17 protein-coding genes are annotated in these 18,089 nt (G+C 40.2%); 8 read left to right on the top strand and 9 right to left on the bottom strand.

The window, feature by feature from the left end; all coding sequences use genetic code 11:
- Positions 1-89: 89 nt before the first annotated feature.
- Positions 90-554, top strand: coding sequence for an RNA polymerase sigma factor (locus tag ACYVJ6_RS02920; protein WP_460692528.1), 465 nt, complete (start codon positions 90-92; stop codon positions 552-554).
- Positions 544-1,029 (top strand): hypothetical protein, encoded by a 486-nt coding sequence (locus tag ACYVJ6_RS02925; RefSeq protein ID WP_460692529.1) that lies wholly within the window; start codon positions 544-546, stop codon positions 1,027-1,029. Before ACYVJ6_RS02920 ends, ACYVJ6_RS02925 begins: the two co-directional genes overlap by 11 nt.
- Here the strand turns inward: ACYVJ6_RS02925 and ACYVJ6_RS02930 are convergent.
- Entirely contained in the window at positions 1,026-3,281 is a 2,256-nt protein-coding gene (locus ACYVJ6_RS02930) for a glycoside hydrolase family 31 protein (protein ID WP_460692530.1), read from the bottom strand. The two genes, ACYVJ6_RS02925 and ACYVJ6_RS02930, sit on opposite strands and share 4 nt — an antisense overlap.
- Positions 3,282-3,397: 116 nt before the next feature.
- Here ACYVJ6_RS02930 and nhaA point away from each other — a divergent pair, with 116 nt between their 5' ends.
- A complete protein-coding gene (nhaA, locus tag ACYVJ6_RS02935) occupies positions 3,398-4,579 on the top strand; it encodes a Na+/H+ antiporter NhaA (RefSeq protein ID WP_460692531.1) in 1,182 nt (393 codons plus the stop codon).
- Positions 4,580-4,591: 12 nt separating this feature from the next.
- Here nhaA and ACYVJ6_RS02940 read toward each other — a convergent pair whose 3' ends face one another.
- From ACYVJ6_RS02940 to ACYVJ6_RS02955, 4 genes are all read right to left on the bottom strand, one after another.
- On the bottom strand, positions 4,592-5,512 hold the full coding sequence (locus ACYVJ6_RS02940) for a nucleotidyltransferase family protein (RefSeq protein WP_460692532.1): 921 nt from the start codon (positions 5,510-5,512) through the stop codon (positions 4,592-4,594).
- A 59-nt stretch (positions 5,513-5,571) separates the two neighbouring features.
- Positions 5,572-6,687, bottom strand: coding sequence for a M42 family metallopeptidase (locus tag ACYVJ6_RS02945; protein ID WP_460692533.1), 1,116 nt, complete (start codon positions 6,685-6,687; stop codon positions 5,572-5,574).
- 99 nt (positions 6,688-6,786) lie between these two features.
- A complete protein-coding gene (locus ACYVJ6_RS02950) occupies positions 6,787-7,194 on the bottom strand; it encodes a GNAT family N-acetyltransferase (RefSeq protein WP_460692534.1) in 408 nt (135 codons plus the stop codon).
- Positions 7,195-7,196: 2 nt separating this feature from the next.
- A complete protein-coding gene (locus tag ACYVJ6_RS02955; protein ID WP_460692535.1) occupies positions 7,197-8,792 on the bottom strand; it encodes a S8 family peptidase in 1,596 nt (531 codons plus the stop codon).
- A 295-nt stretch (positions 8,793-9,087) separates the two neighbouring features.
- On the opposite strand from ACYVJ6_RS02955, the gene ACYVJ6_RS02960 reads away from it, so the two are divergent.
- The 3 genes from ACYVJ6_RS02960 to can all read left to right on the top strand — a co-directional run bounded on the left by ACYVJ6_RS02960 (position 9,088) and on the right by can (position 11,790).
- Positions 9,088-9,345 (top strand): hypothetical protein, encoded by a 258-nt coding sequence (locus ACYVJ6_RS02960; RefSeq protein ID WP_460692536.1) that lies wholly within the window; start codon positions 9,088-9,090, stop codon positions 9,343-9,345.
- 75 nt (positions 9,346-9,420) lie between these two features.
- Entirely contained in the window at positions 9,421-11,028 is a 1,608-nt protein-coding gene (locus ACYVJ6_RS02965; RefSeq protein WP_460692537.1) for a SulP family inorganic anion transporter, read from the top strand.
- 105 nt (positions 11,029-11,133) lie between these two features.
- Positions 11,134-11,790 carry a carbonate dehydratase gene (gene can / locus ACYVJ6_RS02970; protein ID WP_460692538.1) on the top strand — a complete coding sequence of 219 codons (657 nt, stop codon included), beginning with the start codon at positions 11,134-11,136 and terminating at the stop codon, positions 11,788-11,790.
- Between the two features lie 52 nt (positions 11,791-11,842).
- Here the strand turns inward: can and pruA are convergent, their stop codons facing one another.
- Positions 11,843-13,480, bottom strand: coding sequence for an L-glutamate gamma-semialdehyde dehydrogenase (pruA, locus tag ACYVJ6_RS02975; protein ID WP_460692539.1), 1,638 nt, complete (start codon positions 13,478-13,480; stop codon positions 11,843-11,845).
- A 191-nt stretch (positions 13,481-13,671) separates the two neighbouring features.
- Entirely contained in the window at positions 13,672-14,499 is an 828-nt protein-coding gene (gene purU, locus ACYVJ6_RS02980; RefSeq protein WP_460692540.1) for a formyltetrahydrofolate deformylase, read from the bottom strand.
- A 186-nt stretch (positions 14,500-14,685) separates the two neighbouring features.
- Here purU and ACYVJ6_RS02985 point away from each other — a divergent pair, with 186 nt between their 5' ends.
- Positions 14,686-14,874 carry a hypothetical protein gene (locus ACYVJ6_RS02985; protein ID WP_460692541.1) on the top strand — a complete coding sequence of 63 codons (189 nt, stop codon included), beginning with the start codon at positions 14,686-14,688 and terminating at the stop codon, positions 14,872-14,874.
- A 108-nt stretch (positions 14,875-14,982) separates the two neighbouring features.
- Entirely contained in the window at positions 14,983-16,701 is a 1,719-nt protein-coding gene (locus ACYVJ6_RS02990; RefSeq protein ID WP_460692542.1) for a sodium:solute symporter family protein, read from the top strand.
- A gap of 194 nt (positions 16,702-16,895) precedes the next feature.
- Here the strand turns inward: ACYVJ6_RS02990 and ACYVJ6_RS02995 are convergent, their stop codons facing one another.
- Both ACYVJ6_RS02995 and ACYVJ6_RS03000 read right to left on the bottom strand, forming a co-directional pair.
- Positions 16,896-17,384, bottom strand: coding sequence for an anti-sigma factor (locus ACYVJ6_RS02995; RefSeq protein ID WP_460692543.1), 489 nt, complete (start codon positions 17,382-17,384; stop codon positions 16,896-16,898).
- Positions 17,381-17,962, bottom strand: a complete 582-nt coding sequence (locus ACYVJ6_RS03000) for an RNA polymerase sigma factor (RefSeq protein ID WP_460692544.1) — start codon at positions 17,960-17,962, stop codon at positions 17,381-17,383. Before ACYVJ6_RS03000 ends, ACYVJ6_RS02995 begins: the two co-directional genes overlap by 4 nt.
- Positions 17,963-18,089 lie beyond the last annotated feature (127 nt).

The following is an 18,089-nucleotide window of genomic DNA, read 5'->3' on the forward strand; positions in this document are numbered from 1 at the left end:
TTTAAATCTATATAGTTAAAAGCCCGGCCTGGTAAATTAGGTCGGGCTTTTTTTGTTAAAAGCAATAACTAAGCTATATTTATGGCTTTATGGTGCAAACAACTCATCAGGCTATCCAAATCCGAAACTCGGCAATATTGCAGGAGGCGTATAAAAAATACGGCGGCATGCTGTATGGTTATTTGTTAAGTGTGCTCAAAGACGAAGCCAGGGCCGGGGAGTTTTTGGTTAGTATTTTTGACGAACTGTCAAAAACTATTGACGAAAACGGCGAATGCGGCCCTTACACCTGGTGCGGGCTATACCGTAACGCAAAAAGTAAGTTGATCCATCTGATAAATGATGATGAAGAGGCCGACCATAATTTATTGGTATTTGCATTGGGCCGAAAAATGTATGAGGAAATGAGCGATTTGCAGAGGCAGGTTTTTTATGAAACCTACTACAATTGCAAAATGGTTAGCGAGCTTGCAGCTAAATTAAATCAAACAGAAGAAATAATCCGGAAGGCTTTAAAGGAGGCTTTCCTAATACTACGCAGAGGTGGAAATTAAGGAATATATAGAAAGCGGCGTATTAGAAGCCTTTGTGATAGGCTCGGCATCTGAACAGGAGGTGCAGGAGGTGTTGCGCTATAAAGAGCAATACCCCGAGGTACAGACTGCCCTAAATGAAATTGAAGTGGAGATGGAAAAGGTGGCCCAATACATGGCCGTTCCGCCACCACCAAAACTATGGGTAAAAATTGAAGAAAGAATTGATGGGTTGGTCATAGCACCTGATTTAAAGCCTACAAAAAAAGTTGAAGAGCACTACCGCCAAAACGGCAATACCAATCAGCAGCAATTTATTGAGGTAGAAGGCTCCAGCACCCATATGCGCATACACAAAGCCTGGCGCTGGGTATTTGCTGCCGTATTTGTATTGGGTAAAATATTCTTAGGCTTTGCCATATACTATTACCTGGAAAACCGCCAGGCAAAGGAGCAAATAAAGGAGTTAAAAACCGAGTTGAAATTGCGACGCTAATAACTTATTTCCATAATCGCATTCTCGTTCTCCAATTCTTTATCTGAGTTATCCTCAAAGCCATGCATCACCAATTTAATGGTTTTGTACTTGGATTGATAAGAACCTTCAACTTGGGCTAATGTTATTGACTTGTTTTCCGGGTCAAAACTGATGCTTCGTTTATAGTAGTTCCCCTCTTGATAATCATAAGTTGTGCCATCATCTTCATAATAAACAAACTCGGTCGGCTCATTACCGTTCCATACATGTAGCAATAAAACTCCATCTCCAATTTCATTGGTGCTTTGAACTACGTTTTGCATAGGGATGATAGCCCCTGCTTTAACAAATACCGGCAGGTCAGTTAGCGGAGCCTCTACATTAATTAACTGTTTGCCGCTAAATTTTTCATCAGTACTTAACCGGTACCAATCGCCCTCAGGTAAATAAACTTCTGTTGTTAACTCCGTGCTAATCACGGGCGCAACTAACATACTATCGCCAAATAAAAACTGGTTTTGGTATTTAATATCGTAAACTGTTTCATCATCAGTATAGTCAATAGCCAATGTTCGGCTTATTGGCAAACCAGTTTGGGTTGATTGGTAAAAGCCGGAATAGATATAAGGCAGCAAGCGATAACGTTGCTCAATATCTTTTTTGATGATAGCCTCATTTTCCTCGCCCCATTGCCAGGGTTCGCGCATTACCATGCCTTGGGCCGCATGGTTGCGAAACATGGGCGTATAGGGCCCTAATGAGTTCCAGCGCACCATTAACTCGGGGGTAGGGTTACCCATAAACCCGCCGATATCTACTCCTGTGAATGACATACCCGTTAAGCCTAAACTATTTACCAAACGATGGCCCAATAGTAAATGCTCATCCGTAGCAGCATTATCCCCCGTCCAAATGGCCGAGTAACGCTGTGTGCCCGCATAGGCCGCGCGGGTAAGTACAAACGGACGTTTGTTGCCTAATATTTGCCGAACGCCATTATAAGTAGCTTTGGCCATTTCCATCCCGTACACGTTGCGTATCTCGGGCATAAAGCGTTCGCCGAATTTTACCAGCCAGGGCATATTTTGACCCCATGCGGCGGGTTCGTTCATGTCGTTCCAAAATCCCTCTACACCCGGCTCGGTCAAAGCCGTAAATGCTGCACCCCACCACTCCTTTACCTCGTCATTTAAAAAGTCAGGAAAATGGCAGCGGCCCGGCCAAACGCTGGCGGTGTATGGCTCGCCATCAGGGTAGGTAGCAAAGTAATTTTTGGCTATACCTTCATCATATTGTTTATATCCCTCTTCAATTTTTATCCCGGGATCAACAATGGTGACCAATTTAAAGTCCATTGCATTTAATTGGTCTATCATCCCTTTCGGATCGGGGAAACTGCTTTTGTTCCAGGTGAAAATTTTAAAGCCGTCCATGTAATCAATGTCGCAATACATTACATCGGCAGGTATTTGTTTTTCACGGAATTTGGTGGCTACTTCCAACACTTCCTGCGCGCTCATATAGCTCCAGCGGCATTGCTGATAACCTAAACTCCATAATGGCGGCATTTCCATACGCCCGGTTAGCCAGGTATAATCCTGCAAAATTTGGCGGATGCCCTGTGCGCCGAAGAAATAATAATTCATATCCCCGCCATCGGCACCAAACCAACTGATTTCTTCATCGGTAGTGGCACCAAAATCAAAGTAGCTTTTGTGGGTATTGTCAAAAAATAGCCCATAGGTTAATCCGCTATGCAGGCCAATAAAAAACGGGAAGGTTTTATATAAAGGATCATCATTTACCCCATGCAATGCGGCATCCGTGTTCCAGTTTACATAATGGCTGCCGCGACGGTTAAGGTTGCCTGTTTTTTCGCCCAGGCCAATAAATTTTTCATCCGGGTATAATTTGCGGTAATTGATAACACGCGAGTCCTGCCAGTTGGTGCCAAAGCGGCTGTCATCGCGGCTTAATTCCTGCCCATCTGCCGTAAAAAAATTAAAACGTAAAGGTGATTTATTGATGATCAATTTTAATGTAGACGTATTGATCTCTATCTCAGTTGCAGATTCTTTATGATCCGGCATTTCGCCCGGCTCTTTTATCACCGCGAACGAAGCATCAGCCTCTTTATTCCGGGTAATACAAACCCGTATAATGGTGGGGCTATAAACAATTACCCTTGCTTCAGCTTGCGGTGTATTTATAATTAAAGCTCGGTTTTGAGCATTGATAGTATCGGCATTACCTAATATTTCTAACTGCATATATTTTTAACATGATATAGGTTTTTTAGTTTAATAAAGTTGTATTGGCGCAATACTTTACGCCTCAAATTGCCCCTTTGGCTGCTTTTTTGTACCTTTGGCCATACTACCTGCTAATGATAAAACGTACAAAAAATGGTTTCCAAAAATTAATAGATTCCGGCCAGGCAGGTGGCGCATTGCTTATCTTATGTGTCATTATTTCTTTAATTATTGCCAATACCGGTGCAAATGAGCCATTTAAAAAGCTGCTTGCTGTTGAGCTGGGTTTTGAAACACCAACCATCCATCTAAAATACAGTTTATTAAATTGGATAAATGATGGGTTAATGGCCATTTTCTTTTTACTTATCGGTATTGAGATCAAGCAAGAACGCATCGATGGCCATTTGGCAAATTTTAAAATTGCCTCCGTACCTATATTAGGAGCGTTGGGAGGCGCGTTGCTGCCTGCAATAATATATGCAGTTTTTAATTATAGCAGTGATACAGCCGCAGGCTGGGGTATACCTATGGCTACTGATATTGCTTTTGCCTTAGCGGTATTAGGCTTGGTTGGCAAACTGGTACCACCCGCACTAAGGGTGTTATTGTCAACCCTGGCCGTGGTAGATGATCTGCTGGCTATTTTGGTTATCGCTATATTTTATTCGTCTGATATTCATTGGTTAAACCTGGGCATAGGCATAGGTATATTTGGTATTTTGCTGTTGTTTAATAGGTTAGGTGTGCAAAAAATTATATTTTACATGATACCTGGTGTAATAATGTGGTACTTTATTCATCACTCGGGTATACATGCTACTATTGCAGGCGTACTAACCGCTTTAACTATTCCGGCCGGGGCAAAAGGTGGTTTTGTTTTAAAAAAACTGGAGCATTCATTAGCTATACCGGTAGGGTTTATTATTATGCCCCTTTTTGCATTGGCTAATACCAATATACATTTTGAGGCAGCCATGATAAGTGGGGTTGCAGGTACGTTAGGATTAGGAATAATTATAGGGTTGGTAATAGGCAAACCTGCGGGTATAATGTTGTTTTCATTATTGTCCGTAAAGTTTAATATCGGTAAATTGCCTAAAGGTATTGTATGGCGGCATATAGTGGGCATTGGTATGTTAGCCGGCATAGGTTTTACCATGTCTATATTTATTGCACTACTTTCCTTTGGTGTTAATACCTTATATGGCGCAGAAGCTAAATTTGCTATCCTGATAGCTTCCCTGCTTTCAGGAATTGGTGGGTTTGTTTTTTTGAAGAAGAAGGTGATAGCAAAGAAAAAATCCCGCGTTTAGCGGGATCTTTTATTATACTTTAGCAGGTTTTACATCCCACAAATTTTCGGGGTAGGTGCCATTGGCTACCAACTCCGATATTGATTTTTGCACTATAGGCTTATCTTCCTTATAAGTAACCCCAAACCATTTTGACGGGGTAGGGATAACTTTAAAATTGGCTTGACCTGTTTTAATCAGGTTGTCGGCTACTAACGGAATGAAAAATTCGGCCTTAGGGTTATCCGCATTAGCATCCACAAAGTCGCGGAACATTTGCTCGCTTTGTTTGAATACAGCAGGAGTAAATCCCCAAAAATTCATAGAAACGCGTTTATCATTAGGTAGCGGATGTTCGCCTGTAGCATCTTTGTACGCTACACTGCCATCGTCTTTAAAATAAACTTCGGTGCGCTCGTTTACTTCCGTCATGTTACCATCAGCATCAACCTCGCATACACCGCGGGATACTGAACCATAATCAGACAAAGTTTTATCTATCTGGTATCCTACCAACGCGTACTGGCTGTCTGTAGCCTCGGTAGTTAAAAATTTAGCCATTTTTTCAAACGCATCATAACCATAATAGTCATCCGCATTTATTACGCAAAAAGGCTCATTTACCTGGTTGCGCGCGGCTAAAACCGCGTGTGCCGTTCCCCAGGGTTTAGCACGCTCCACAATTTTGTCAATGCCGAAGGGTTTCAGGTCAAAGCTTTGGAAGATATAGTCTGTTTCCACTTTGCCTTCCAGCTTAGGCTCAAATATCTCTTTAAATTTATCAGCAAATTCCTCACGAATAATGAAGCCTATTTTGCCGAACCCGGCTTTAATAGCATCATGTATAGAGTAATCAATTATAGTTTCGCCGTTGGGGCCAAACCCGTCAACTTGCTTCATGCTGCCATAACGGCTGGCCATTCCTGCGGCTAATATTAGTAGTGTAGGTTTCATTTTGTTAGATATAGTGTGCAAGCTAAGACAATTATGCCAAGCTAAATGTTTGCTTCCGGTTATTTAATGTAGTTAAAGTTTTGACCCGATTTGATATTTAGCAATACTTCGTATATCAAACGGATCACATTGTCTACATCCTCTTTGTGTATCATCTCCACAGTAGTGTGCATATAGCGCAATGGTAAAGATATCAATGCCGATGGTACACCTTCGTTGCTATAAGCAAAAGCATCCGTATCGGTACCTGTTGAGCGTGAAGATGCCTGGCGCTGGAAAGGTATGTTTGCTTTCTCGGCAGTTTCAATTAGTAATTTATTCAGGTTGTTTTGCACTGCAGGGGCATAAGACACCACCGGCCCACGACCGCAAGCCAAATCACCCTGTGCAATTTTGCTGATCATTGGGGTTTGGGTATCATGGGTAACATCAGTAACAATAGCTACATTTGGTTTAATGCGGTGTGCAATCATTTCGGCACCGCGCAGGCCAATTTCTTCCTGTACAGCGTTAACAATATATAAGCCGAATGGCAGCTTAACTTTGTTTTCTTTTAATAAACGGGCAACCTCGGCTATCATAAAACCACCGGCACGGTTGTCCAACGCGCGACCAACATAATAGCGATCGTTCAAGGTTATAAACTCATCTTCATAAGTTATTACACAACCTACGTGTATGCCCAGTTTTTCTACTTCTTCTTTAGTAGTACAGCCGCAATCTAAAAATATGTTTTTAAGTGATGGTGCTTCTTCTTTTTCGCCGCCTAAACGGGTGTGGATGGCGGGCCAGCCAAATACTGCCTTAACTACACCTTTATCAGTATGGATGTTTACACGTTTTGAAGGTGCTATTTGATGATCAGAACCACCATTGCGTATCACATATATTAATCCATCGCTGGTAATGTAATTTACAAACCATGATATTTCATCGGCATGTGCCTCAATAACTACTTTATATTCGGCTTTTGGGTTAATAACCCCAACCGCGGTACCGTAGCTGTCCACATAATGCTCATCAATATAAGGTTTGATATAGTCAAGCCATAGCTCCTGGCCTTTCCATTCAAAACCGGTTGGGGATGGGTTATTGATATAATTTTCAAAAAAAGATAGAGATTTATCGGTTACTATAGCGACGTGTTTTTGATCGTCAGTTTTCTTTTTAGCCATATTTATATGTTAAGAGGCCGGCATTACCCGGTCTGCAAATATAATAAAGCTGTTGATAAACATGGTTATAAACAGCTGTTAATAACCCGAAAGAAAGTATTAAAATTTCATTTCCAGTACCTCGTAATCAAACCTGTTTTTGGTGAAAAATTGGCCGGTGTGCGTAAATCCATATTTTAAATAAAACCCGATGGCGGTTACCCGCGCGTTGCACCATAGGCGTTTAGCATTTTCATTCAGCGCGAAATTAATGAGGTGTTTCAGCATAGTTTCCCCAATGCCTTTACCCTGCATAGGTTCATCCACCGCAAATTTACGAAACTGGAAATCATCACCATTTTTAAAAAGAGAAACCACGCCCACCAATTCGTTATCCATAAAGGCACCGAAATGATAGCCGTGGTTATCCTCCTCCATTTCCATCTCGTACAGCTTTTGCGCCGGGTACAACACTTTTTGGCGCATGCGCCAGGTTAGTTCGGGGCGTATCTGTTCTATATAAAGCATTGCTATTTATAGGTAGCGGCCAATTGTAGTGCATTGTAAGCATTTACAACGCCACCGGTAACGCAAAGTTCATCAAAAGCAAGATCAGTGTCTTTGTCGTCAATTTCAAGGCTGATAGGGTGTGTTATTTTAATAACCGATTTCATAATAATATCCTTAACCTGTACTGCGGTTAACTTCGGATAGTATGAGCGTATCACCGCGGCTAAACCTGCCACAACCGGGGCAGCCATACTGGTACCGCTATGATTGGCGTATTTTGAGCCCGGAGTTGTGGAGTAAATAGCTACCCCCGGTGCAAATACATCAACCGAAGTTTTGCCGTAGTTAGAGAATGACGCTTTTAAAGTTTTATCATCAGTTGGGCCCGATGCGCCAACCTCTATCCATGCCTTTGCCTCGCCTGATTTATCTTCATAAATCCGGGTAGGGAAGTTGTTTTCAACTGTGGTGTTTTTATTGTCGTTACCTGCGGCATGTACAATTAATACGTCTTTGCTCATGGCAAACTTAACAGCGTCATCTACAACTTTTTTATTGTATGAGTAGGCTTTGCCAAAACTCATGTTGATCACTTTTGCACCGTTGGCGGCTGCGTAACGTATGGCGTTAGCCACGTCTTTATCACGTTCATCACCATCAGGAACAGTACGCACCGACATGATCTTTACATCATTTGCAATACCTGTAATACCTAAATTGTTGGTCCGGTCGGCACCAATAATACCTGATACGTGCGAGCCATGATCGGCATCAGGGCCGGTAACGTCATTATTGCCATAAAAACGTTCGTTACTATTGGTGTAGTTATCGCCAACAATATCGCGCGGGTCATAGTTAATATTGTAATGGTATTCTAATTGTGATTTGTAATGCTCCAGCCCGGCAGTAACTTGCTGGTCCACAAATTCATTGAGGTCCTTATACTTGGGTAAATTGTTCAATAATATGCGCTTAGCCCTCGTGTCATTTTGGCTTTTTGGTTCGTAAGCTCTAATCTCTTCAAGTGTTGGGTTTGTTTTATTCATACCTGCCAGCAAACCATCAAGTGCTATTTTAAAACCATTAATATTGTTATAGCCGGCTTGCGCTTCTTTTATCTCATCATTCAACTCGTTTCTAAGTTTATGATAAGTAGTAAAATCAGCCAGTTGTTGCCCGGTTAAGGCATTGGTATCTAAATTGGCAAATTGTTTTTTATACATTCTTACCAGGCGGGTCAGTTCAAGGTTATCATGATGCACATCGCCTTTTGCACCACCTATAAAATCCCAGCCATGTATATCATCTACATAGCCATTTTTATCATTATCAACCTTATTGGCAGTTTTGTCGCCGGGGTTGGTCCATATAACCGATTTAAGGTCCTCATGGTCAATATCTACACCGCCATCAATTACGGCTACTAATACAGGTACATGTTTTTTATTTTTAAGTAGTTCGTTATAGGTTTTTTCAATACTTATACCAAAAACGGTATCGGTTTTTAAATCTCCGTTTTGCCAGTTTGGTTTGGGGTTGGCTTGGGCGAACAGGAAGTTAGGAATACAGATACCTGCTACAAGTATTAGTTTTTTAAATAGCAATAATTTTTTCATCTATGTTAAATCAAAATTGAACAGTTAATTATGTGGTTAAAATAGTAAACATAACGGTGATATTAATAGCATATTTTATAAAAGACGTAAGTAATATATTTCTGTTACAAGCAAATTAAATCATATATTGTATTATGAGGAAAATAACAATAATATTACCGATCATCCGTTTCAGGTAAATACTTGCTAAATCATTTTTTGTATATTTGCCACAATGGTTACCTCAAAACAGATCAAAAAAAATATTAGTATGATATTTTTGTTCGTCTTTTTCACAAAGATGGTCATATCTGTTATGCCTTTATTTTCTTTCCTGGATAGCAAATTAGCGGTAGCAGTTATTATGCAGTTGGAGCACGAAAACAAAACAGATAAGGATGATTTGGAGAAGGATGCCTTTAAAGAAAAGAAATCTTTTGACGAACATACACTCGCTGTTTTTGAGTTTCGCCCGTTGCAATTGCGAGAATCAAATTTGCTGCATAATTTAGAGAAAACTTTATTGGTACAACCGTATCACCCTATAGTTCCTACCCCGCCTCCCAACGTTTAAATTAATATACGCCGGTCATTTATGAGCCGGTAAATCCTCTATTAATTTAAATTTTCCATTTAAAATTATTGTGTTATGCAATTTAAGCAAGATGAAGCTGCTATGGGCAGTCTTAGTCTAAAAAATTATTTTTCGTCAAAAAATCTTAAAAAAGATATTCCCTCAAGTATTGTAGTCTTTTTAGTCGCCCTGCCGTTATGCCTTGGTATAGCCCTGGCATCGGGTGCGCCCTTATTTGCCGGTATATTAACCGGCATAATCGGTGGTATAGTAGTTGGTTCTTTAAGTGGCTCGCAGCTTAGTGTTGCGGGCCCGGCCGCCGGTTTAACTGTAATTGTATTTAATGCCATTACCAGCCTTGGCTCGTACGAGGTTTTTTTAATGAGTTTGGTGTTGGCGGGTGGTATCCAATTGCTATTGGGTGCGGTTAAAGCAGGCACTATAGCCAACTATTTTCCGTCCGCAGTAATTGAGGGGATGCTGGCAGCTATAGGTATTATACTTATCATGAAGCAATTTCCGCATGCGGTGGGTTATGATGCCGATTTTGAAGGTGACGAAACTTTTGTACAGGCCGATCAGCATAATACCTTTTCGGGTATATTGGGTGCTTTCTCAAAGATCAATTATGGTGCTGTAATTATAAGTGTGACATCAATTTTGATCTTGATCTACTGGCCTAAAATTAAAAAGGTTGCTATCGTACCCGCTCCGCTAATAGTAGTGGTAGTAGGCGTATTGCTTAGCTTTTTATTTTCAGGGTCAGATTTTGCATTAAAAGCAAAACAGCTGGTAACCATACCGGTAGTTGGCAGTATAAATGAATTTTTTGGATTATTTAAATCTGCCGACTTTTCAGCAATAGGCCGCAAGGATGTTTGGATCACAGCATTTACTCTGGCTATTGTAGCCAGTTTAGAAACCCTTTTAAGTTTAGAAGCGGTAGATAAAATTGACCCTATTAAAAGGGTGTCGCCAACAAACCGCGAATTATTTGCACAAGGTACTGCCAATATTGTAAGTGGTATGTTGGGTGGTTTACCAATGACAGCTGTTATTGTTCGTTCGTCAGCCAATGTCAGTTCAGGCGCGCGTACCAAAATGAGTGCTATTATACACGGTTGTTGGTTATTAATGGCCCTTTTATTAATACCGGGGTTAATTAATTATATACCACTATCATGTTTGGCAGCCATACTATTAATGGTAGGTTATAAACTTGCCCGCATTAGTTTATTTAAACATATGTGGCATTTAGGATGGAACCAGTTTATTCCGTTTGTGGTCACTATTGTTGCAGTAGTATTTACCGACTTATTGATAGGCGTTGGTGTTGGTATGGTAGTGGGGGTATTTTATATACTACGTACTAATATGCGTAACCCTTATTTCTATCATATTGAAAGCAATGAAAATAAAAAAGTACTTCGTATCAGGCTTTCTGAAGAGGTAACCTTTTTAAATAAAGCGGCTATACAGGTAATGCTTACCAAATTACCAAACGAATCGGAAGTGGTAATAGATGGATCAAACTCCAAGTATATTGACCCTGACGTGATAGAGATCATCAAAAATTATAAGCATAATGCTTATAGTAAAGGCATTATTGTGACCTTGCATGAAATTAAAAGCAAGTATGATATGCCACGTCTTAAAGAGTTGATTTACGAACCCAACAAATAAAATAAATAATAGGAGGTTGTAGTAATCTTGTTCAATATGTCGGGATACTATAATATTACTATTGTTAATTGTTTAATTTTATAACTTAATAAAAACTTACAAGCCATGTGCGCTAAAATTGAAAATATAACTTACGACGACCTTTTAAAAGGAAATGAACAATTTGTTGCAGATACATTAAAGCAAGATCCTGAATACTTTAATACTTTGGCACAGGGACAAAACCCACCGGTATTATGGATTGGTTGTGCCGATAGCCGTGTACCTGCCAACCAGATAACCAACACCAAACCCGGCGAAATATTTGTACACCGTAATATTGCCAATATGGTTGTGCATACTGATATGAATATGTTAAGTGTATTGGATTACGCGGTAAATGTGCTTAAAGTAAAACATGTTATTGTAACCGGCCATTATGGTTGCGGAGGTATAATTGCTGCGATGGGTAATAGCCAGGTTGGACTTATTGATAACTGGCTGAGACACATTAAAGATGTTTACCGTTTACATGCTGAAGAGTTAGATGCTATTGCTGATAACGGAAAACGTTCAGACAGGTTGGTAGAGTTAAATGTAATTGAAGGGGTTTATAACTTATGTAAAACTACCATCGTGCAAAATGCCTGGAGAAACGGCCAGGAGTTAAGTGTACATGGTTGGGTTTATGCATTATCAACCGGTATAATTAAAGATTTGAAGGTTAGTGCTACTAATACTTCAAATTTGGACGAAGTGTTTAAACTAAACGCTGCATCGTAAACCAAAAGGTAATAAATGAAAAGCCTGATCTAATTGGATCAGGCTTTTTTTGTTATAGCTCTTTACTCAGAAAAGGATACCTGTAATCCTTAGGCGGATCAAAAGTTTCTTTAATAACCCGTGGCGATACCCACCGCAGCAGGTTGATCATTGATCCTGCTTTATCGTTTGTTCCCGACCCACGAGCACCGCCAAATGGCTGCTGGCCCACTACCGCGCCTGTGGGTTTATCATTAATATAAAAATTACCTGCCGCGTTACGTAAATGGTGGGTAACCTTACTAATAATATTCCTGTCCTGCGCTATAATACTGCCCGTAAGCGCGTAAATAGAAGTTGTATCAACTATATCAAGTAGTTCATCAAACTTTTCATCCTCATAAACATATATGGTTAGTACCGGGCCAAACAATTCGGTACACATAGTTATGTAATAAGGATCGTTTACTTTTAAAATGGTAGGTTCAATAAACCAGCCTTTGCTTTTATCATAATTGCCGCCGGTTACTATCTCAACCTTACTGTCGCTCTTTGCTTCATCAATATATTTAGCCAGTTTATCAAATGATACCTCGCTGATAACCGCGTTTATAAAATTGCTGAAATCTTCTACCGGGCCTATCTTTAATGAACTAATATCACGTTTTAAACGTTCTTGAAGTGCGGACCATAACGATGCAGGGATATAAGCCCTTGATGCTGCCGAGCATTTTTGTCCCTGGTATTCAAACGCGCCACGTACCAACGCGGTATTCAATACATCAATATCCGCGGTAGGATGCGCCAGCACAAAATCTTTGCCGCCGGTTTCGCCAACTATGCGTGGGTAGGTTTTGTATTTGTGGATGTTATTACCAATGGTTTGCCATATGTTTTGAAAAACAGCTGTTGAGCCGGTAAAATGTATACCTGCAAAGTCAGGGTGGTTAAATATTACGTCGCCGGCAACCGGGCCATCTACATAAATTAGATTGATAACTCCGGGGGGCAATCCCGATTCGCGGAAAACCTGCATAATAACATTAGCCGAATAAATTTGGGTATAAGCAGGTTTCCAAACCACTACATTACCCATCATAGCGGCTGATGATGGCAGGTTACCTGCAATAGCTGTAAAGTTGAAAGGGGTAAGCGCAAAAACGAAACCCTCTAGCGGGCGCTGTTCCATGCGGTTCCAAACGCCTTTTGGTGATATTAATGGCTGCTGACTGTAAATTTCAGTCATATAATGCACATTGAAGCGCAAAAAATCTATCAACTCACAAGCAGAATCTATCTCGGCCTGGTAAGCGTTTTTAGATTGGCCCAGCATGGTAGCCGCGTTTATTTTAGCGCGATAAGGCCCGGCTAATAAATCAGCAGCTTTTAAAAATATGGATGCCCGTTGTTCCCAGGGCAAGTTTTCCCAACCGGCTTTAGCAGCAAGCGCAGCATCAATAGCAGCTTCTACGTGTGTTTTATCGCCTTCGGAAAATGTGGCCAGTACACGTTGATGGTCATGAGGGGGGCGTATCTCTAATTTCTTATCGGTGCGCACCTCTTTATCGCCAATATACATGGGGATGTCTAAGTGAGCAGTACGGGTATTAGTTAAGGCCGTTTTAAGGGTTGCACGCTCCACGCTGCCCGGCGCATAATTAAGCACGGGTTCGTTTTGCGGTATCGGGACGTTGAAAAATCCTTTAAGCATAGTAAGTCAGTTAATTAATATAAAGGTACGTATAATGTGCAGATTAGGAATATGCTAAAGGTGCAATTTACGTGCCGCTGACTCACTAAATATAATTGTCATTTCGAGTGAAACGAGAAATCACTACACACGCCATTCAGCAATGTATAGATTTCTCACTACGTTCGAAATGACAGAGGATACTAAATCGTTTACTCAAACACCACAGTTTTATTATTATACACAAACACCCTATCCTCAAAAACCAGTTTAAGTGCTTTGGCTAATACGGCGGTTTCAATTTCTTTACCGGCTTTTACCATATCGGCCACGGTAAACGAGTGGTTCACCGGGTTTATTTGCTGCGCGATAATTGGTCCTTCGTCTAACTCATTTGATACAAAATGTGCGGTTGCACCAATTAATTTAACACCGCGCTCATAAGCCTGGCGGTAGGGGTTGGCACCCACAAATGCCGGTAAAAACGAGTGGTGAATATTAATAACCCGCATAGGATATTGGGCCACAAACTGCGGCGAAAGTATGCGCATAAATTTGGCCAGTACAATATAATCGGGTTCATAAGGCTGTATAATTTGGGAAATTTGCTGTTCAAACTCTTCTTTAGTTTTTTGCTCATGCGACACTAATGAGAAAGGCATACCAAATCGTTCGCAAATATTTTGCAGATCAGGATGGTTGCCAATAACGCATTGTACCGATGCCCCAAGCGTATTAAAAAAGTTGCGGGTAAGTATATCCGTAAGGCAATGATATTCTTTAGTAACCATAACCACTACCTTTTTTAATGGCAACGGATTAATATGTAATATTACATCAGCAGGAAGCACATCTTTTAATTTATTTTCAAGCATTCGGGCATCTGCTGCTTCCTCTATCTCCAATCGCATAAAAAACAAATTGGCTGATGTATCGACATACTCGCGCAGCGAAATAATATTTAGTTGCTCTTTTGCCAGTACATTAGTAATACCGGCTACTAAACCTACCTGGTCCTTACATTGAATTACGATGATCATGCAACAACAAAGTTATAAATAGATAGGATATTTAAATTGGGGTGTTCCAAAGTGTACCACTTCTTAAAAATGGAACACCTTTTCCCTGATTTTTAGGACACGACAAAATTTATGTAAAAATGCGGGTATAAAATTGCTGAATAATCAATTAATCCATTAATTTTGTTGCCATTACAAAGCATAGATATGAAACACCACACTACAGAAGAAAAAAGCTACGATTATTTATACTATTTGGTAGCATTATTTACCGGCGTTTTTGTTGGCGCTATTATAGAGCAAGGATTTGTGTATGTTATTGTTGGCGCTGTTTTGGGCCTGTTATCTGCCGCTTTCTTCCTGAATGTATTAGTTAAAGGACGTGGCGACGCCTGATCCGGAACTGCCATCATTTATAAAAAACTGGAACCAGTTTTACAGCATTGTTGTTGTATGGCTGGTTTTTTTAATTTTGGTATTTTCCATAATTACCAAAATTCTTAAATGAGCCTTATTGATTGGATAGTTCTGGGTGCCACTTTGCTTACCATAGTTGCCTATGGTGTTTGGAAAAGCGGCAACAATAAAAACATTGATCAATATTTAATGGGCGGCCGCTCATTACCCTGGTATCACGTGGGCTTATCGGTAATGGCTACACAGGCCAGTGCCATCACCTTTTTATCGGCTCCGGGCCAAGCTTATTCAGACGGGATGCGTTTTGTGCAGTTCTATTTCGGGCTTCCGCTGGCTATGATTGTTTTGTGTATTACGTTTGTACCTATATTTCATCGCCTTAAAGTATACACCGCTTACGAGTTTTTAGAACAGCGTTTTGACCTGAAAACCCGTGCGTTTACCTCCTTTTTATTTTTAGTGCAGCGCGGGCTATCAACCGGAATAACTATTTATGCGCCGTCAATTATACTATCAACCATACTTAATATCAATACCGTTTATACCACCTTATTTATTGGTTTGCTGGTTATTGGTTATACGGTGTACGGTGGTACAAAAGCAGTGTCTTATACGCAGGTATTGCAAATGAGTATTATTTTTTTGGGGATGTTTGCCGCAGGCCTGGTGGTAGTATTGCTATTACCCGGTGGTGTAGGTTTTACTGATGCGGTGAAGGTAGCAGGCAAGTTGGGCAAAATGAACATTATTGACTGGAAGTTTGACCCTGCCAATCGTTACAATATTTGGAGCGGTATTATAGGTGGGTTCTTTTTACAGTTATCTTATTTTGGCACAGATCAGAGCCAGGTAGGGCGGTATTTAACCGGTAGCTCGGTAGGGCAAAGCCGGATGGGTTTGATCATGAACGGCTTGATAAAAATACCCATGCAGTTTTGCATTTTGCTGATAGGCATATTGGTATTTGCTTTTTACCAGTTTAACAAGCCGCCTATGTTTTTTAACCAATACGAGGTAAAGCAAGTTAAGCAAAGCAGTTATGCTGCCGATTATAAAGTTTTGGAGGATAAGTATTCCGCGGCTTTTAACCAACGCAAACAAAAAACTGATGAACTGATAGTAGCGCTGGATAGTAAAGACAATTCAAAAATAGATATTGCACAACAAGAACTTAAAGCAGCAAGTAAAGAGGCCGCGTCTATTAGGCAGCAAGGTATTGACCTGATGAAGGAAAATAGCAACAAGGCAGATCTGGACGATACTAACTATGTATTCCTGAATTTTGTAACCCATTATTTGCCACGTGGCCTAATAGGCTTGTTAATAGCCATTGTATTTTTAGCTTCGATGGGGTCAACCGCCAGCGCATTAAACTCGCTGGCCTCAACAACCGTTGTTGATATTTATAAAAGGACAATTAATCCTAATGCTACCGCAACCAATTATTTAATTGCATCGCGTATAGCCACCATATTTTGGGGGTTGGTATGCATTGCTATGGCTTTATACGCCAGCCAACTGGGTAATTTGCTGGAGGCAGTAAATAAACTGGGTTCATTTATATACGGTACTATATTGGGGGTATTTATAACTGCCTTTTATTTTAAAAAGATAAGCGGCACCGCGGTTTTTATAGCAGCGGTACTTACAGAAATAGTTATTTGCTTTTGTGGTTTTTATGAAGTTGTAGCTTATTTATGGCTTAATGCCATAGGATGTATATTATTGATCTTAATTGCCTTGCTAATCAATCCGTTTATTAATGAGAAACCCCGCGACCTGGGAAATGTTATAGCTGATATTTAGGAAAATTTGATAAATAAAAAGCCGCCCCTGCCTTGCGCCGGGCGGCTTTCAACCTAAACCTTATCACAATTAAACCGGCAGATTGCCGATTCGTTATATATATAACAATTACTATACCAAAATATTGCAATCAAACTGATTTTTTTGTTCAAAGTAGATAATATTCTTTTTAGGAATAAATTTTATCTGAAACGCTATTGGTGTTTTAAAAATCTTCGTTTACGCAGGAAGGTGTCCAAAAACAACAACCCTATTACTGTATCAAAAAACAGAAAGGCGTTTAACACCGAGCCGTTTAATACCGAATTTAAATTAGGTAATTTTAAACTATTCACAGTTTCGGAACCGGCAGGCCAATCTGTAGTAGAAAGAAATGCAATTAACAGCCCTGCAATTACTAATACAAAAAATATGGCAATACCTTTTATGATGTAGGTGTTTATGCTTGCCTTTAAAGGCTTTTGTGCTTGTTCGGTACGTATGGCCTCCATTACGTTGTAGGTAAAGGGCATTGATGGCTCATCCAGTTCCATGCTATTAAATTCGCTGTTAAGCTGCAACAACGCATGGTATTTGTCCTGGTAGGCTTTATCAGTTTCAATCAATAAACTGATAGCTTTTTGTTCATCGGCAGTGCAGGTACCATCAATATAATCCCAAAGTTTTTCTTCTATGCTTTTCATATCAGTTCTTTAGCTTCATGTTTTAAATTGCGCTCCAGTTTTTCTTTTAAACGCTGGCGCGCCCTAAATAGTTTAACTTTTACCGCGTTGGTTTCTATTCCTAAAGCCTGGCTTATTTCTTCAACAGATTGTTCGCCTTTATAAAATAAGGTAAGCACCGCTGCATCATCAGGTAATAATTGTGCAATAGCTTGGTTAAGGTAATACGATCTTGAATTGTTTTCTGCGTGATTAGTATCTATTACAGCTATTTGTCCTTCTATTTGTGAGTTATCATCGTCATTATGTATAGATGATGTCTCGATCCGTTTCTTTCGTAAACGGGTCATGGCCGTAGTATATACAATACTATACAACCATGTACTAAATTTTGACTGTTGCTGAAAAGAAGCTAATGACCGGTATGCTTTTACAAAGCAATCCTGTGCAATTTCCTCCGCATCCTCACGGGTTTTTGAAAATCGCAGCGCCAGCGTAAATACAAAGCGCTGGTGTCGTTTGATCAGGTCGGCATAGGCGGATTGGTTTCCACCCAGAGTTTGCTGTATCAATTCTATGTCCGAAAGCTGGCTTTGCATTTATGATAGATTTGACGACGAATAACTTATTAAGGTTACACCTATTAGTAAATATACCCAATACTTTACATCGCAAATTTTTATAATTGTCTGTAACCTAATTAAAAATCAGGTAGTCATAGCTTAC

It is taken from the genome of Mucilaginibacter puniceus (assembly GCF_054783175.1).

Coding starts and splice junctions, on each gene's coding strand:
- ACYVJ6_RS02940 (WP_460692532.1), bottom strand. CDS start 5,512: ATGAAACCTACACTACTAATATTAGCCGCAGGAATGGCCAGCCGTTAT.
- ACYVJ6_RS02930 (WP_460692530.1), bottom strand. CDS start 3,281: ATGCAGTTAGAAATATTAGGTAATGCCGATACTATCAATGCTCAAAAC.
- ACYVJ6_RS02950 (WP_460692534.1), bottom strand. CDS start 7,194: ATGCTTTATATAGAACAGATACGCCCCGAACTAACCTGGCGCATGCGC.
- nhaA (WP_460692531.1), top strand. CDS start 3,398: ATGATAAAACGTACAAAAAATGGTTTCCAAAAATTAATAGATTCCGGC.
- ACYVJ6_RS02965 (WP_460692537.1), top strand. CDS start 9,421: ATGCAATTTAAGCAAGATGAAGCTGCTATGGGCAGTCTTAGTCTAAAA.
- ACYVJ6_RS02955 (WP_460692535.1), bottom strand. CDS start 8,792: ATGAAAAAATTATTGCTATTTAAAAAACTAATACTTGTAGCAGGTATC.
- purU (WP_460692540.1), bottom strand. CDS start 14,499: ATGATCATCGTAATTCAATGTAAGGACCAGGTAGGTTTAGTAGCCGGT.
- ACYVJ6_RS02960 (WP_460692536.1), top strand. CDS start 9,088: ATGCCTTTATTTTCTTTCCTGGATAGCAAATTAGCGGTAGCAGTTATT.
- ACYVJ6_RS02990 (WP_460692542.1), top strand. CDS start 14,983: ATGAGCCTTATTGATTGGATAGTTCTGGGTGCCACTTTGCTTACCATA.
- ACYVJ6_RS02945 (WP_460692533.1), bottom strand. CDS start 6,687: ATGGCTAAAAAGAAAACTGACGATCAAAAACACGTCGCTATAGTAACC.
- ACYVJ6_RS02920 (WP_460692528.1), top strand. CDS start 90: ATGGTGCAAACAACTCATCAGGCTATCCAAATCCGAAACTCGGCAATA.
- pruA (WP_460692539.1), bottom strand. CDS start 13,480: ATGCTTAAAGGATTTTTCAACGTCCCGATACCGCAAAACGAACCCGTG.
- ACYVJ6_RS02995 (WP_460692543.1), bottom strand. CDS start 17,384: ATGAAAAGCATAGAAGAAAAACTTTGGGATTATATTGATGGTACCTGC.
- can (WP_460692538.1), top strand. CDS start 11,134: ATGTGCGCTAAAATTGAAAATATAACTTACGACGACCTTTTAAAAGGA.
- ACYVJ6_RS02985 (WP_460692541.1), top strand. CDS start 14,686: ATGAAACACCACACTACAGAAGAAAAAAGCTACGATTATTTATACTAT.
- ACYVJ6_RS03000 (WP_460692544.1), bottom strand. CDS start 17,962: ATGCAAAGCCAGCTTTCGGACATAGAATTGATACAGCAAACTCTGGGT.